Genomic DNA, 14,663 nt, shown 5'->3' with positions numbered 1-14,663 from the left:
TCGCCAGCCCTTATAGTTGCCCCATTCCCGCTTTATTCGAGACGCCCCATGAGTCAGCCCACGCCGTATATCTTCGATGTCACCACCGCCACCTTCGACCAGGCAGTGATCCAGAACTCCTTCAAAAAACCCGTACTGGTGGATTTCTGGGCCGAGTGGTGCGCGCCGTGCAAGGCATTGATGCCAATGCTCGCGAAAGTTGCCGAGAGTTATCAGGGTGAGTTGCTGCTGGCCAAGATCGATTGCGAGGCCGAGCAGGATATCGTTGCGCGCTTTGGCATTCAAAGCCTGCCGACGGTGGTGCTGTTCAAGGACGGCCAGCCGGTGGACGGGTTTGCCGGGGCGCAGCCGGAGTCGGCGGTGCGCGCGATGTTGGAGCCGCATGTACAGATGCCGCCACCGGCGGCAGCGGATCCGTTGGAGCAGGCCCAGGCGCTGTTTGCCGAAGGTCGTATCAGCGATGCCGAAGCCGTGCTGGTGACGTTGCTGGGCGAGGACAACACCAACGCTGCGGCGCTGATTCTCTACGCACGCTGCCTGGCCGAGCGCGGTGAATTGGGCGAAGCCCAGACCGTGCTGGACGCGGTAAAAAGCGACGACCACAAAGCCGCCCTCGCAGGGGCCAAGGCACAGATTACCTTCCTGCGTCAGGCTGCCGATCTGCCGGACGCCGCCGAGCTGAAAAGCCGCCTGGCGCAAAACCCGCAGGATGACGAAGCGGCCTACCAACTGGCGATCCAGCAACTGGCGCGCCAGCAGTACGACGCGGCGCTGGAGGGTTTGCTCAAGCTGTTCATCCGCAACCGCAGCTACAGCGAAGGCCTGCCACACAAGACCTTGCTGCAGGTGTTCGAACTGCTGGGCAATGATCACCCGCTGGTAACCGTGTACCGCCGCAAGTTGTTTGCCGCGCTGTACTAATCGCCGACCCAGCTGTACAGCGGCGTATCGGCGCCGCTGGCCACTTTCACCTTCGAACTGTGGCGCAAGCGCACCAGCAGGCGCTTGCCTGACGCCGCATCGCCGGCCAAACCTTCCAACTGATCGAGCAACTCCAGGCCGCTGAGCTGCCCGGCTTTGCGCAACAGGTCCTGGGCGTTCTGCCACAGGTCGTCATTCTGCTTCACCGGTGCCACTGGCGCTGCGGCGGGGACAGGCGTCGCCTGCAACTGCGCGCCCAGCCGTGCCCAATCGCCGTCGTCCAGCTCCAGGGTCAAGTCCACCGGCAAGTCACCGACCGTTCCACGAATTCGCAACATCGTCCTTACTCCTGCACTTTTCTGACAAGCATGCTCCCATGCGGCTTGCGCAACGCCAAGCGGGCGGTCAAACTCAGCGGTAATTGTTATAAGATCACATAACAAAACTTTCATGTTCTGGAGCCTTCTCATGCGCCGTCTGTTGCTTGCTTTGCCGTTTGCCCTGCTGCCACTGGCGGTTGCCCACGCTCATGATGATCACGACCATGAACACGGCAGCCTTGGCGCCCACGAACATGGCGTCGGTCGCCTCAACGCGGTGCTCGACGGCCAGGCCCTGGAGCTGGAGCTGGACAGCCCGGCGATGAACCTGGTGGGTTTCGAACACCTGGCCACCACTCCGGCAGACAAAGCCAAGGTCGCCGCCGTGCGCAAACAGCTGGAAAACCCTATCGCCCTGTTCAACTTGCCCAAGGGCGCCGGTTGCGTGGTCAGCAGCCAGGAACTCAACAGCCCGTTGTTCGGCGACAAGCCGGAAGCGGATCATGACGACGACGATGATGACCACGCCACCGACGGCAAAGGCGCGGCTGCCCATGAGCATCATCACGACCACAGCGAAATCCACGCCCACTACCAGTTCACCTGCGCCACGCCGACGGCCCTGAGCAACCTTGACCTGACCCAGGTGTTCAAGACCTTCCCCGCCACCCAGAAAATTCAGGTACAACTGATCGGTCCGAGCGGCCAGCAAGGTGTTGAAGCGACGGCCACAGCAGCCACCCTGAAGTTCTGAGTTCACATGACCCACCCATTGATCGAACTGCGTGACCTGGGCTTCAACTGGCCCGGTCACCCCCAGTTGCTGGACATCCCCGCGTTCCGCCTGGAAGCGGGGGAAACCCTGTTTCTCAAGGGCCCGAGCGGCAGTGGCAAAACCACGCTGCTGGGCCTGCTCGGCGGTGTGCAGAAACCCGGCCAGGGCAGCATCCGCCTGCTCGGCCATGAGCTGACCGAGCTGTCGGCCGGCGCCCGCGACCGTTTTCGCGTCGACCACACCGGCTACATCTTCCAGCAGTTCAACCTGCTGCCGTTCCTGTCGGTGCACGAGAACGTCGAGTTGCCCTGCCACTTTTCCAAGTTGCGTGCACAACGGGCGAAACAGCGCCACGGCAGTGTCGACCAGGCCGCCGCCGCTTTACTCGCACACCTTGGGTTGAAAGACAAAGCCCTGCTGGAGCGCCGCGCCGACTCGCTGTCCATCGGCCAGCAACAACGGGTCGCCGCTGCCCGCGCGTTGATCGGCCAACCGGAACTGGTGATTGCCGACGAACCCACTTCGGCCCTGGACTACGACGCCCGCGAAGCCTTCCTGCAGTTGTTGTTCGCCGAATGCCGTGAAGCCGGCGCCAGCCTGTTGTTTGTCAGTCATGACCAGAGCCTGGCTTCGTTGTTCGACCGCAACCTGTCGCTGGCCGAACTCAATCGCGCCGCCACGCCCGCAGAGGTTTGAGATGTATCTGTTCCGTCTAGCCATGGCCAGCCTGGCTAACCGCCGCTTTACCGCGATCCTCACCGCCTTCGCCATCGCCTTGTCGGTATGCCTGTTGCTCGCGGTGGAACGCGTGCGCGTCGAGGCGCGCAACAGTTTCGCCAGCACCATCAGCGGCACCGACCTGATCGTCGGCGCGCGTTCCGGCTCGGTAAACCTGCTGCTGTACTCGGTATTCCGCATCGGCAACGCCACCAACAACATCCGCTGGGACAGCTTCGAGCATTTCGCCGCCAGCCCCCAGGTGAAATGGGCCATCCCGATTTCCCTCGGTGACTCCCATCGCGGCTACCGCGTGATGGGCACCAACGAATCCTACTTCGAGCACTACCAATACGGCCGCAAGCAAAACCTTGAACTGGCCAGCGGCCGCGCCTTCGCCACCGACCCGTTTGAAGTGGTGCTCGGTGCCGAAGTCGCTGACGCGCTGCACTACAAACTCGGCGACAAACTGGTGCTGGCCCATGGCGTGGCAGTGGTCAGCCTGGTGAAACACGATGACAAACCCTTCACCGTGGTCGGCATTCTCAAGCGCACCGGCACGCCAGTGGACCGCACATTGCACATCAGCCTCGGCGGCATGGAAGCGATCCATATCGACTGGCACAACGGCGTACCGGCCCAAGGCAAAGGCCGCATCAGTGCCGACCAGGCGCGCAACATGGACCTCACGCCACAGGCCATCACCGCGTTCATGCTCGGTCTGAACAACAAGATTTCCACCTTCGCCCTGCAACGGGAGATCAACGAATTTCGTGGCGAGCCGATGCTGGCGATCCTGCCCGGCGTAGCGCTGCAAGAGCTGTGGAGCATGATGGGCACCGCCGAAAAAGCGCTGTTCGTGATCTCACTGTTCGTGGTGCTCACCGGCTTGATCGGCATGCTCACGGCGATCCTTACCAGCCTCAACGAACGGCGCCGCGAAATGGCGATCTTGCGTTCGGTGGGCGCACGTCCCTGGCATATCGCGACACTGCTGATTTTCGAGGCCTTCGCCCTGGCTTTGTCTGGCGTGGTAGCGGGGGTTGGCTTGCTCTACGTCTGCATCGCCGCCTCGCGCGGGTATCTGCAGGCCAACTACGGCCTGGACCTTCCGATGTCGTGGCCCAGCGAATATGAATGGACGCTGCTCGCCGGTATCCTGGGCGCCGCGCTGTTGATGGGCAGCGTGCCCGCGTGGCGCGCCTATCGGCAATCCCTGGCCGATGGCCTGTCCATACGTTTATGAGGAAGGCCTTGATGCGTCGCATCCTGTTTGCATTGTTTCTGCTGATCGCCCTGCCCGCGTGGGCCGCCGAGCCCAAAGAGCTGACGTGGTCGGAGCTGATTCCACCGGATGCCGAGCCGGAAGTGCCGAACATGCAACCGCTGCACAACCTCTCCGGCATGGCGGATGCCCTGGAATCAGCGCCGGCCGCCAAGCAGGAAATGCCCAACGCGCCTGTAGTACCAGGGCTCAATGGCCAACACATTCGCTTGCCCGGCTACATCGTGCCACTGGAAGTCAGCGAAAACGGGCGCACCACCGAATTCTTGTTGGTGCCGTATTTCGGCGCGTGCATCCATGTGCCGCCGCCGCCGTCGAACCAGATCGTGCATGTCAAAAGCGAAATCGGCGTGAAGCTCGATGAGCTGTACCAGCCGTACTGGATCGAAGGTGCGATGCAGGTCAAACCGTCCACCAGCGAGCTGGCCGATGCCGGTTACCAGATGGAAGCCGAGAAAATTTACATGTACGAGCTGCCTGAATAAGGCTGATCGCCCTTTCATTGAGCTGAGTCAAAAGACCGGACGGAACGATCTTTACCATTGGACGTACAACTTTTAAACGTCCTTTGGAGCTCCCATGAACAAGTCTCTGCTCGGCGCGTCCCTCTTCGCGCTCGCCCTCGTCGCCCCCATTGCACACGCTCACGAAGCCGGCGACATTCTGGTGCGCGCCGGTGCAATCACCGTGAACCCGAAGGCGGACAGCGGCCACGTCAAAGTTGACCAGGGCCCGTTGGCAGGCACCAACCTGGGCGGCAAGGCGACCATGAGCAGTGACACCCAACTGGGCCTGAACTTCGCCTACATGCTGACCAACCACGTCGGTATCGAACTGCTGGCTGCCACGCCGTTCGAGCATGATGTGAAGATCAAAGGCACCGCCCTGAGCCCGGCCAACGGCAAGCTCGGCACCCTGAAACACCTGCCGCCGACCCTGAGCGTCGTGTACTACCCACTGGACAACAAATCGGCCTTCCAGCCGTACGTGGGCGCCGGTATCAACTACACCTGGATCTACGACGAACACGTCGGCAGCCGTGCCCAAGGCGCAGGTTTCAGCAACTTCAAGGCTGAAAACTCCTGGGGCTGGGCTGCGCAGATCGGCGCTGACTACATGATCAACGACAAGTGGATGATCAACGCCCAGGCGCGCTACATCGACATCAGCACCAAGGCCACCGTGGAAAACAATGGCGTGGCACCGGGCACTCGCGCCAAGGTCAATGTGGACGTGGACCCGATGGTTTACATGGTGGGTATTGGCTACAAGTTCTAACCAACACGCAATAACAAATGTGGGAGGGGGCTTGCCCCCGATGGCGGAGTGTCAGTCAACCGATTCATTGGCTGATACACCGCTATCGGGGGCAAGCCCCCTCCCACATTTAGCCCCCCTGCCACATTTGGGTTTGTGTTGGCTTCAGCTATGGCGGTAGAACCGATCCAGCAACGCTGGCAACCCCGCCCGCCATGCCCGTGGCTTGATGCCGAAGGTGTGAAGGATTTTCTTGCAGGCGAGCACCGCGTGTTGCGGTTCTTCGCTCGCATCCGGCCGGGCCGCGTGCGCCTGGGCGGTAGGGGATTCGATCGCCAGCGGGTGAAAGTTGCGCGCTTCGGTGAGGATCGCCTGGCCCAACGCCAACGGTGTGGTGGCCTCTTGGCCGGCGTAGTGATAGGTGCCCCATAGCGGCGCCGCACAATCGAGCTGCTTGAGCACCGAGATGATCACCCGCGCTGCATCGTCCACCGGCGTCGGGTTGCCGCGACGGTCGTCCGCCATCAGCAATTCATCCGGTTTCTCCGCCCGGGCCAGGAAGCGCCCCAGAGTGCCGTCGACACTGTCATCCAGCAGCCAGCCAAACCGCAGCAACACATGTTGCGGGCAAGTGGCGCGCACACTCTGCTCGATGCGCCACAACGCCTGGCCGCGCAAGCCCAGGGGCACCGGCTCGTCCTTTTCGCTGTAGGCGGTGGCGCGGGAGCCATCGAACACGCGGTAGCTGGACGGTTGCAGCAAAGTGATGTTGTGGTGCTGGCACAACTCGGCCAGGCGTTCGATAGCGAACTCCTGGGCGGCCAGACGGGTTTCGCTGACCGCTTCGGCCTGGAACCAGTCGAAATAGTAGGCGAGGTTGATCAACGCATCGGGACGGGTGTCGTCGAGCAATTGGGTGAGGCTCGCGGCATCCCAGCCGTCTTGGGGCGGTTTGGGTGCGAGGAAACCGATGTCTTCCTCTGCACCGAGGCGAATCAGCGCCTGCCCGAGGGCATTCCCGCCGCCCAGTAACATAAGGCGCATTCGCATAGATTGAGCAGGCCCGGTCTGTTTGGAACGAAGGTTTTCTGGTCTTGGCCAGAATCGTTGCATTTTGCGGGTTTGTAGCGCAACCGTCACGGATTAACTGTCTTCGCGCCCGCCTCCGTCGGTTCATGCTCAAGGGCCGCCCGCGCAGGCACCATGACCTGCTGTGGATAAGTTTGCGCGAAATACACCTCGTCACAGTTATCCACAAGCTTTTTCAGGCGCTGGTTGAATGCGCGGCTTACTGCATATTGCCCGCCTGACACCGTGCGGAACTGCGCCGTGAGCACCACGCCGTTGAGGTCCATCTTGTCGACGCCGAACACCTCCAGCGGCCCTTGCAGGTTGTACTTGAGGAACACATCATCCCGGATTGACTGCCCCGCCTCGCGGATCAGCTCCACCGCCTTGTCCACGTCCGTGTCGTAGGTGAACTGCACCGAGAAGAACGCGTAGGCAAATTGCCGCGATTGGTTGGTGACCGCCTTGATCTGTCCGAACGGCACCGAATGCACAAAACCCTTGCCGTCGCGCAGTCGCAGGGTGCGGATGGTCAAGCCTTCGACGGTGCCGGCATGGCCGGAGTCGAGTACCACCCAATCGCCAATGGACAGGGTGTCTTCAATAATGATGAACAGCCCGGTGATTACATCCTGCACCAATTGCTGCGAGCCAAAACCAATGGCCAGGCCGACCACCCCGGCCCCGGCCAGCAGCGGCGCGACGTTGATGCCGAGGTTGGCCATGGTGGTAATCGCACAAATCACCACCAGAATGATTTTCACCGCATTGCGCAGCAGCGGCAGGATGGTTTTCACCCGCGTGCTCGGTTGGCGACTGGAGCGCTTGTTGACCGGCGGTTTCAGCGCTTCCTGGATCGCCGTGTCGAGCACCACCCAGAACAGCCAGGTCATCAGCAGGATCAGGCCGATGCTGCTGAGGGAATCGCTGATGGCCCGCCCCACCGAATTGCGTTGGGCGAACTCGAACAGCGACACGCCCCAGATCCGCCCGAGAATTTCGATAAACGCGATGGCCATGACAATGCGCAGGATCGCGTGCAACAGGCTGAGGAAGCGTTCCTTGTACGCACTGCTGCGTTGGATCGCCACTTGGCTGCGGGACTTGAACAGGTGTTGCAGCACGGTGCTGAGGAACACCGTGCCGATCAGCAGGATCGTGGTGAACAGCGCACAGCGCAGGACTTTCTGGTTGTCGTCACCAGCACCAATCAGGTTGATCGCCGACACCAGCACCATCAGCAGGATTGGCCAGTACCACAGGCCGGAAAATATTCGCAGCGACTGTTGCAGTGCCGGGTGTTTTAGGCGCTGAGCCAGAGGCCGATTGCGGATCAGATGGGCGACCGGACGACGCAGCCGGATCACCAGCATGCCGAAAATCACCGCCGCAAACAGCCCGGTAAATACGGCAATGCTACTGGTGATATTGCCGCCCAACTGACGGGCGATTTGCGGGCTGGTCAGCGCATCGCTGAGGGCGGCGAGGAAGCCGATCAGGAACAACGGTCTGGGGCAGTAGCTGCGAATGATCCGTACCGCCGGGCGCTTGTGTCCGACGTTGAACATCACAATAACGCACAGCAGCATTGATGTGGAAAAGATGCCGCTGCTGGTGGCATAGGCAAAGCACAGCGCCAGCGCGCGGCCCACGGAGGTGGGTAGGAAGTGACTGACATACAGGGTCAGCGGCAGGCATATCAGCGCGGGAACCGTATAGGGGATCACATACCCGAGCACCGCCAGCAGGCGTTCGCGCCGCTCGAAGAACGAACGGCGGCCCAGGCGCTGTACGATAAATCGCCCCAACAGCGTCATCGCCACGAAAGCGCCGACCCACACGCCGGACAACAGCAGGAAATCCCCCGCCACGCTCCAGGGTGAGCGCGCAGCGGTCTGGTCGACCAGCCGCCCCACCTCGTCTGCCGCTCGATCCGCCCGCAGGCGCCATTCATCGATCAGGTTCTGATTGAGGTCGAGCTTTTGCTGTACGTCATCAATGCTGGAACTGATAGCCCCCAGCAGCCCGCCCTCCACCAGCAATTCCGGCTTGGCCGGCGCTTCAGGTTCCGGCGCGGTGGCCGCCGCTTGCAGTGCGCCACTGCCGCAAAACAGCAGCGCACCGAGCAGTAATGCAGTCTTGAGATTCAGCAAAACACCGAGCTCCTTCAGAAGGGTCTGTAAGGAACTGACGGGTTTGCGCCTTGATCGTTCCCCTTCAGCGGCATCTTTATGCCGTCTGTAGGACGCTGGAAACTTTCAGCCAAAAATCAGAGTCAGCCATAAACGGGGGCCAGGCCCCCACTTCTTTCACAGGAGCAATCATGGCTGCGATTCCTGACTGGGTGCCCATCACCCCCAGCGTCGCCATCACTCGCTTCACGGTGCTGACGGTCAATATCCACAAGGGCTTCACCGCCCTGAATCGACGTTTCATCCTGCCCGAGCTGCGTGAAGCGGTGCGCAGTGTGGGCGCCGACATGGTGTTTTTGCAGGAAATCCACGGCACCCACGAGCGCCATCCCCAGCGCTTCAGCGACTGGCCGAACATGCCGCAGTACGAATTCCTCGCCGACAGCATCTGGCCGCAGTTCGCCTACGGCCGCAACGCGGTCTACCCCCACGGCGACCACGGCAACGCGCTGCTGTCGAAATTCCAGATCGTGCGCTACGACAACCTCGATATCTCCCAAAGCGGCCATGAAAACCGTGGCCTGCTGCATTGCGTGCTGCGCCTGCCGGGCACCGGCCAGGAGATCCATGCGATCTGTATCCACCTGGGCTTGCGCGAAGTGCACCGCCAGCAGCAACTGCGCTTGATCGAGCAGCGTATCAGCGAGATTCCAGCCGATGCGCCGCTGGTGGTGGCCGGTGATTTCAACGATTGGCGCCAGAAGGCCGACCTGAGCAAGGCCGGCCTGAAGGAGGTGTTCGTCGAGGTTCACGGCAAGCCCGCACGCACCTTCCCGGCGCGCCTGCCATTGTTGCCGCTGGACCGGATTTACGTGCGTAACCTGAAGGTGCATAACCCTCGTGTGCTGACAACGCGGCCCTGGTCTCATTTATCCGACCATGTGCCGCTGTCGGTGGAGGTCGAGCTATGAACGTGGCCGTTGAACATATCTCCACCGACCAGCCGCCGGACGAAGCCAAGGCCCGCGACCTGGACTACGGCTGGCAGAGGGGTAACCAGGTCGAACTGCTGGAGAACGGCGAGGCGTATTTTCCCAAGGTCTTCGAAGCCCTGCGCGCGGCCCGACGGGAGATTCTGCTGGAGACCTTCATTCTTTTCGAAGACAAGGTGGGCCATGAGCTGCACGGCATCCTGATCGAGGCCGCACAGCGTGGAGTCAAGGTGGTGGTGAGCCTCGATGGCTTTGGCTGTGGCGAACTGAGTCCGTCATTTCTGGGCGAGTTGGCGGACGCTGGGGTGACGGTGCAGATGTTTGACCCGGCGTCCAAGACCCTGGGTTTTCGCACCAACTGGTTTCGCCGCCTGCACCGCAAGATTGTGGTGGTGGATGCGGAAATCGCGTTTATCGGCGGAATCAATTTTTCTGCCGATCACTTGGGGGACTTTGGCCCCGAAGCCAAGCAGGATTACGCCGTTCAAGTGATAGGCCCGGCAGTGGCCGACCTGCATCATTTTGCCTTGGCGCAAAGTGGTCGCCAGGTGCGTACGCGACGTGGCTGGCGACGGCGCCAGCAGCGGCCTTCGCTGTGGTCTACCGACCAGGGCGATGGCCTGGTGCGCTTGATTTACCGCGACAACGTGCAGCATCGCGATGACATTGAAGAGGCGTACATCCACGCGCTGAGCAAGGCGCAAACACGCGTAGTGATCGCCAACGCCTACTTCTTCCCCGGCTACCGCCTGCTGCGGGAAATCCGCAACGCTGCGCGCCGTGGCGTGCAGGTGCAACTGATCATGCAGGGCCAGCCCGACGTGCTGCTGGCCAAGCTGGCGGCGCGGATGCTCTACGACTATCTGCTCAAAGATGGCGTGGTCATCCACGAATACTGCCAGCGCCCGCTGCACGGCAAGGTGGCGTTGGTGGATGACGAATGGAGCACCGTGGGTTCGAGCAACCTCGACCCGTTGAGCCTGTCGCTGAACCTGGAAGCCAACGTGTTGGTTCGTGACCGCGCGTTCAATCAACAACTTTACGAACGCCTGGAAACACTCGCCAAAGACCACTGCCAGACCATGCCGGAAAACCGCAAACCGCGCCTGTGGCTCTGGCGATTGACGGTGGGTTTCCTGGTGTTTCATGTGATGCGCCACTTCCCGGCGTTGACGGGCTGGCTGCCGGCGCACAAGCCACGCTTGAAACCCATCGAGAGCCAGGCCAATGACCGCTGAATCCCGATTCAAGCGCTGGAAGAAACCGCTGACCATCGTCTTCTTCCTGGTGCTGATCGTGCTGTTCACCCTGCTCGCGCGGCGCATCGATTGGAGCGAAGTGGTGCAGACCCTGGGCGACTTCAAGGTGCGCACGCTGGTGGTAGCCGGAGCGCTGACGTTGTGCAGCTTTTTGGTGTACGCCAGCTTCGACTTGATCGGCCGCACCTACATCCGCCAGAACCTGGTGTGGAAGCAGATCCTGCCCGTGGGCATCATCAGCTACGCCTTCAACCTCAACTTGAGCGCGTGGGTCGGCGGCATCGCCATGCGTTATCGGCTGTATTCGCGCCTGGGCGTGAGCACCGGCAATATCGCCAAGATCCTCGGCCTGAGCCTGGCCACCAATTGGTTTGGCTACATGGCGATTGCCGGGGTGGTGTTCAGCAGCGGTCTGGTGACCATGCCGCCGGGGTGGAAGGTCAGCACCACGGCCTTGCAAGGCATTGGTGCATTGTTGGTACTGGCCAGCCTGGGTTATCTGGTGGCCTGCCAGTTTTCGAAGAAACGTGCGTGGACGATTCGCGGCATGGAAATTAACCTGCCGTCAGTGCGTATGGCGTGCTTGCAGTTGCTGCTGGGCGCGTTGAATTGGTCGCTGATGGCGGCGGTGATTTTCACCCTGCTGCCGGCCAAACTGGACTATCCACTGGTACTGGGCGTGTTGCTGATCAGCGCGATTGCCGGAGTGCTCACCCATATTCCGGCAGGGCTGGGCGTGCTGGAGGCGGTATTTATTGCACTGTTGCAGCATGAGGCGTCGCGGGGCAGTTTGCTGGCCGGGTTGATCGCGTATCGGGCGATTTACTTCATCTTGCCGCTGCTGATCGCGCTGGTGATGTACCTCGGTGTGGAGGCCAAGGCGAAGGCGTTGCGGGTGAAGAAAACACCCGCTTGAACGCTTTACTGGGACTGGATAATGCTCAACCGTTCGCCCACCACCATCTCGGTAATCCAGTCCACCAGGATCGAGGTGTAGGCCTGCTGGGACACCGGATCGCTGAGGGAATGGTCGGCGCCGTCGATGATTCGGTGGGTCAGGGAGTGGGTCTGCTGGCACGCCGCGCGGTAGCTCATGATGGTGGCGTGGGGCACGTGGTCATCGGTTTCCGATTCGACGATCAACACATCACCGGTAAACGCCGAACACGCGTGCAAGGCGCGATTGGTTTCGGCGTGGACCAACGTACTGCGGTAATCCATCAGGTCGGCCTTATCCAGATCACGCTTGGGTTTTAGCCATTCCTGATCGCGGTACAACGCCGGTACGCGCAGCGCCAGCCAACGCACCGGGCGCAATGAGGTGAGAATCGCCGCGAGGTAGCCGCCGTAACTGGTACCCACCACTGCCACTGCCGAGGTGTCGATGGCCGGGTGCGACAGCAGTCGGTCATAGGCCGCCAGCAGGTCGCGCAGGTTGTCTTCGCGGGTGACGCGGGACAATGGAATACCGGTGCCGGCGTGCCCGCGCAGGTCGAAGGTCAGGCACACGCAACCCAAGCCAGCAATGCCTTTGGCGCGTTCCAGGTCGCGCTCCTGGCTGCCGCCCCAACCGTGCACAAACAACACGCCGGGGACTTTGGACTTGGGACTGAGGAAGGTGCCGCTCATCTGTTCGTCGTCGATATCGATCGCAATGCTTTCGCTTCTAGCCGTCATAAGAGGTAACCGTCACGTACTTGAGAAGAAACTCGCTGCTTTGCGCCGGGCCGCGATACACCTCGATGGCATTGGCCGGCAGCGGTTGGTCCACATAGGTTTCCACCGAGGAGACATGGATCGCACGCAGGCCAGGGTTGTTGATAAAACTTTGCAGCGCTGCGACTTCGGCGCTGCTGGCCCCGCCCATGCGCCAGGATTGTTCGAGCACGCCGCTGCGGCGTTGGCCGTTACTGTCGAGGCCTTGGGCGATGTCGTAGTTGCGTCGCGATGCGTAGAAGCCAGGGTAGGCTTCATCCGCAGCAGTGTCGAATACCTGGGCTTGTTCGATGGCTTCGCGTACGTCGTCCGGCAGTTGGAGCTGTAATAGGTCTTCGTAGTAACCCGGCACCACCAGCAGGTTGGAACCGCCGTAGACCTCCTCGCCCTGCCCGTCTTTTGTCAGGTATTGTTCGCCGCAGTAGCTGAACACATGATCGCCGATAAAACTTTGGCCAACGCTGTGAGTGACCACATCGTGCAGGTCCTGCTCCAGAACAACCCCTTCGTTGAAGAGTTTTGCGGCGTCGGATCGCGCCAGCACGGCCTCGAATTCATGCAGGCTGTGGATAACTTCCTGGCCTCGGCCCGCGCAGGCGTGAACGGGTTTCAAGCGGATGGGGCCGCTGTGGAGCAAGCGTGTGGCTGCGAGCCGCGCGTCTTCCAGTGCGAAGACGCTCAAGCCGTCCAGCACGACATTGCGTACACGCTCGCAGAACAACGCCGACCAACCTTCCGGCGCTTTAGCGTCAGGGCCGAGCAAGCCATGACTGATGGCTTTGGTGCAGATGAAGTCGTGGTCGACGTAACCGCCCCACAGATCCTCCGGTCCCTTGATATTCAGCGCTCGGGCCTGGGCCGGGCCGACGAGAGTCTGTGTGGGCAGCAGGTACAGCGCCCGCCCAGCGTGCAGATCAGCGTCGTAGCTGCCGCCGAATTTGAGCCCGAGAATCTGCGCCAACCAGCGTGCCAGGGCGCGATTGGTTTCGACCTCATGCAGCGGCGCGCCCTCACGTGTGGAGTGAGCTACCACCAGTTTCTTGCGTTGAGTCGGGGTCATGCGTCCCCCTTGGCCATCCCGCCATGTGTGTAGAGGGAACGTTGCAGAGATCAGGCCAAGGCGCGTTCGGACGGGAATGCATTCAAATCAATCGGTTGCCGAAAAACCGATGGCAGTTGGCCTGCTTTATTCTGCACGACGACTCGTTAATGCGGCGGCGTTCTGCACGATTCACACACCGAAACGGCTGCGGTAGTCGCTGGGCGAAAGGCCGGTGATCTTCTTGAAGGTGGTGCGAAAGGCACCGGGGTCCTGGTAACCCACGGTCCAGGCGATATGGTCGATGGTGCCATTGGTGAATTCGAGCATCTGCCGCGCCTTGCCCACCCGCAAGTGCTGACAGTACTCGGTGGGTTTCAAGCCCGTCGCGTTGCGAAAGCGCCGCAGGAAGGTGCGCTCTTCCAAACCGGCTTCCTGGGCCATTACCGTAAGGGAAACATCCACCGCGCCACTGGCTTGAAGCCAGTGCTGAACCTTGAGGATGGCCGCGTCACCGTGGCCGAGTATCGGCGCGAAGTTGCTGCCGCATTGGCTGGCGCTGTCACTGTGCTCGATCACCAGGAAACGCGCGGTATCGGCCGCGATACTCGGCCCCATCAGGCGATCGACCAACCGCAGGCCGAGTTCGGACCAGGCCATCAAGCCGGCGGTGGTGATCAGGTCGCCGTCATCGACGATGGGTTTATCCGCCTCCAGGCGCACCGCCGGGTAACGGACCGCGAAGGATTTGGCGGACGACCAATGCGTGGTTGCACTGCGTCCGTCGAGCAAGCCACTGCGCGCCAGCATGATCGAGCCGATGCACACACCGCCCAGCACCGTGCCTGCCGCGTGTTGCTGGCAGATCCATTCCAGCAGCGCGGGCGGCGCCTGCTCCTCGGTAAACTCACCAATCGACGGTGGCACCAATACGGCCATCATCGGCTGGTCAGGGCCAGGATGGCTGCTGAATACGCGCGCCGGTTTGCCGGTAACATCCACCTGCCAATGGCTGACCCGCAGCAACGGCAATTGCGCGGACTGATGCTCGGCGGCGATGCGGTTGGCCACGCCGAATAAGTCGGTCAAGCCATGCACGGCCGCCAACTGCGCACCTTGGTAGATCAACACGCCCAGCTCGACGACCGCCATTGTCAGTTTTCCCCCTGTTATTGTCGGTGC

Annotated in this window: 15 protein-coding genes; 9 read left to right on the top strand and 6 right to left on the bottom strand. The window is 61.5% G+C overall.

Annotation, left to right across the window (positions count from 1 at the left end):
- The first annotated feature begins 48 nt into the window (after positions 1–48).
- On the top strand, positions 49–921 hold the full coding sequence (trxA, locus tag HX793_RS15370) for a thioredoxin (RefSeq protein WP_177095310.1): 873 nt from the start codon (positions 49–51) through the stop codon (positions 919–921).
- On the opposite strand, the gene HX793_RS15365 is transcribed toward trxA, so the two are convergent.
- A complete protein-coding gene (locus HX793_RS15365) occupies positions 918–1,259 on the bottom strand; it encodes a hypothetical protein (RefSeq protein ID WP_177053705.1) in 342 nt (113 codons plus the stop codon). The genes trxA and HX793_RS15365 overlap by 4 nt on opposite strands.
- Positions 1,260–1,389: 130 nt before the next feature.
- On the opposite strand from HX793_RS15365, the gene HX793_RS15360 reads away from it, so the two are divergent.
- The 5 genes from HX793_RS15360 (at position 1,390) to HX793_RS15340 (ending at position 5,296) form a co-directional block, all read left to right on the top strand.
- Entirely contained in the window at positions 1,390–1,995 is a 606-nt protein-coding gene (locus tag HX793_RS15360) for a DUF2796 domain-containing protein (protein ID WP_177053706.1), read from the top strand.
- 6 nt (positions 1,996–2,001) lie between these two features.
- Positions 2,002–2,712: an ABC transporter ATP-binding protein gene (locus HX793_RS15355; RefSeq protein ID WP_177095312.1), complete on the top strand. Its 711-nt coding sequence runs from the start codon at positions 2,002–2,004 to the stop codon at positions 2,710–2,712.
- Between the two features lies 1 nt (position 2,713).
- Positions 2,714–3,979 (top strand): ABC transporter permease, encoded by a 1,266-nt coding sequence (locus HX793_RS15350; RefSeq protein WP_016978529.1) that lies wholly within the window; start codon positions 2,714–2,716, stop codon positions 3,977–3,979.
- A gap of 11 nt (positions 3,980–3,990) precedes the next feature.
- Positions 3,991–4,503, top strand: coding sequence for a DUF3299 domain-containing protein (locus tag HX793_RS15345; protein ID WP_016978528.1), 513 nt, complete (start codon positions 3,991–3,993; stop codon positions 4,501–4,503).
- A 94-nt stretch (positions 4,504–4,597) separates the two neighbouring features.
- Entirely contained in the window at positions 4,598–5,296 is a 699-nt protein-coding gene (locus HX793_RS15340; RefSeq protein WP_177053708.1) for an OmpW/AlkL family protein, read from the top strand.
- A 144-nt stretch (positions 5,297–5,440) separates the two neighbouring features.
- Here the strand turns inward: HX793_RS15340 and HX793_RS15335 are convergent, their stop codons facing one another.
- Complete coding sequence (locus HX793_RS15335) at positions 5,441–6,325, bottom strand: sugar nucleotide-binding protein (protein WP_177059102.1); 885 nt, start codon at positions 6,323–6,325, stop codon at positions 5,441–5,443.
- An 86-nt stretch (positions 6,326–6,411) separates the two neighbouring features.
- Positions 6,412–8,496: a mechanosensitive ion channel family protein gene (locus HX793_RS15330; RefSeq protein WP_177053709.1), complete on the bottom strand. Its 2,085-nt coding sequence runs from the start codon at positions 8,494–8,496 to the stop codon at positions 6,412–6,414.
- Positions 8,497–8,666: 170 nt separating this feature from the next.
- On the opposite strand from HX793_RS15330, the gene HX793_RS15325 reads away from it, so the two are divergent.
- The 3 genes from HX793_RS15325 to HX793_RS15315 are packed head-to-tail and all read left to right on the top strand — an operon-like array spanning position 8,667 to position 11,642.
- On the top strand, positions 8,667–9,446 hold the full coding sequence (locus tag HX793_RS15325) for an endonuclease/exonuclease/phosphatase family protein (protein ID WP_177053710.1): 780 nt from the start codon (positions 8,667–8,669) through the stop codon (positions 9,444–9,446).
- Positions 9,443–10,705: a cardiolipin synthase ClsB gene (clsB, locus tag HX793_RS15320; protein WP_177059098.1), complete on the top strand. Its 1,263-nt coding sequence runs from the start codon at positions 9,443–9,445 to the stop codon at positions 10,703–10,705. The genes HX793_RS15325 and clsB overlap by 4 nt, the downstream gene beginning before the upstream one ends.
- A complete protein-coding gene (locus tag HX793_RS15315; RefSeq protein ID WP_177053712.1) occupies positions 10,695–11,642 on the top strand; it encodes a lysylphosphatidylglycerol synthase domain-containing protein in 948 nt (315 codons plus the stop codon). Before clsB ends, HX793_RS15315 begins: the two co-directional genes overlap by 11 nt.
- Before the next feature lie 5 nt (positions 11,643–11,647).
- Here HX793_RS15315 and HX793_RS15310 read toward each other — a convergent pair whose 3' ends face one another.
- The 3 genes from HX793_RS15310 to HX793_RS15300 form a co-directional block, all read right to left on the bottom strand.
- The gene (locus HX793_RS15310; RefSeq protein WP_025857195.1) at positions 11,648–12,403 is read right to left on the bottom strand and encodes an alpha/beta hydrolase family protein; all 756 of its coding nucleotides are present in this window, start codon (positions 12,401–12,403) and stop codon (positions 11,648–11,650) included.
- Positions 12,393–13,502: a DUF3182 family protein gene (locus HX793_RS15305; protein ID WP_177095316.1), complete on the bottom strand. Its 1,110-nt coding sequence runs from the start codon at positions 13,500–13,502 to the stop codon at positions 12,393–12,395. The genes HX793_RS15310 and HX793_RS15305 overlap by 11 nt, the downstream gene beginning before the upstream one ends.
- Before the next feature lie 171 nt (positions 13,503–13,673).
- On the bottom strand, positions 13,674–14,633 hold the full coding sequence (locus HX793_RS15300) for a GlxA family transcriptional regulator (protein WP_177053714.1): 960 nt from the start codon (positions 14,631–14,633) through the stop codon (positions 13,674–13,676).
- Between the last annotated feature and the right edge of the window lie 30 nt (positions 14,634–14,663).

It is taken from the genome of Pseudomonas reactans, from assembly GCF_013387025.1.
Lineage (GTDB): Bacteria > Pseudomonadota > Gammaproteobacteria > Pseudomonadales > Pseudomonadaceae > Aquipseudomonas > Aquipseudomonas reactans.
Note: the sequence above shows the minus strand (reverse complement) of the source record. Positions and strands in the feature narration are given on the sequence as shown.

What these genes read in the sequence shown, in the direction of transcription:
- HX793_RS15315 (WP_177053712.1), top strand. Translation starts at nt 10,695, where the DNA reads ATGACCGCTGAATCCCGATTCAAGCGCTGGAAGAAACCGCTGACCATC.
- HX793_RS15340 (WP_177053708.1), top strand. Translation starts at nt 4,598, where the DNA reads ATGAACAAGTCTCTGCTCGGCGCGTCCCTCTTCGCGCTCGCCCTCGTC.
- HX793_RS15365 (WP_177053705.1), bottom strand. Translation starts at nt 1,259, where the DNA reads ATGTTGCGAATTCGTGGAACGGTCGGTGACTTGCCGGTGGACTTGACC.
- HX793_RS15305 (WP_177095316.1), bottom strand. Translation starts at nt 13,502, where the DNA reads ATGACCCCGACTCAACGCAAGAAACTGGTGGTAGCTCACTCCACACGT.
- HX793_RS15355 (WP_177095312.1), top strand. Translation starts at nt 2,002, where the DNA reads ATGACCCACCCATTGATCGAACTGCGTGACCTGGGCTTCAACTGGCCC.
- HX793_RS15310 (WP_025857195.1), bottom strand. Translation starts at nt 12,403, where the DNA reads ATGACGGCTAGAAGCGAAAGCATTGCGATCGATATCGACGACGAACAG.
- HX793_RS15300 (WP_177053714.1), bottom strand. Translation starts at nt 14,633, where the DNA reads ATGGCGGTCGTCGAGCTGGGCGTGTTGATCTACCAAGGTGCGCAGTTG.
- HX793_RS15345 (WP_016978528.1), top strand. Translation starts at nt 3,991, where the DNA reads ATGCGTCGCATCCTGTTTGCATTGTTTCTGCTGATCGCCCTGCCCGCG.
- clsB (WP_177059098.1), top strand. Translation starts at nt 9,443, where the DNA reads ATGAACGTGGCCGTTGAACATATCTCCACCGACCAGCCGCCGGACGAA.
- HX793_RS15335 (WP_177059102.1), bottom strand. Translation starts at nt 6,325, where the DNA reads ATGCGAATGCGCCTTATGTTACTGGGCGGCGGGAATGCCCTCGGGCAG.
- HX793_RS15350 (WP_016978529.1), top strand. Translation starts at nt 2,714, where the DNA reads ATGTATCTGTTCCGTCTAGCCATGGCCAGCCTGGCTAACCGCCGCTTT.
- HX793_RS15360 (WP_177053706.1), top strand. Translation starts at nt 1,390, where the DNA reads ATGCGCCGTCTGTTGCTTGCTTTGCCGTTTGCCCTGCTGCCACTGGCG.
- HX793_RS15325 (WP_177053710.1), top strand. Translation starts at nt 8,667, where the DNA reads ATGGCTGCGATTCCTGACTGGGTGCCCATCACCCCCAGCGTCGCCATC.
- trxA (WP_177095310.1), top strand. Translation starts at nt 49, where the DNA reads ATGAGTCAGCCCACGCCGTATATCTTCGATGTCACCACCGCCACCTTC.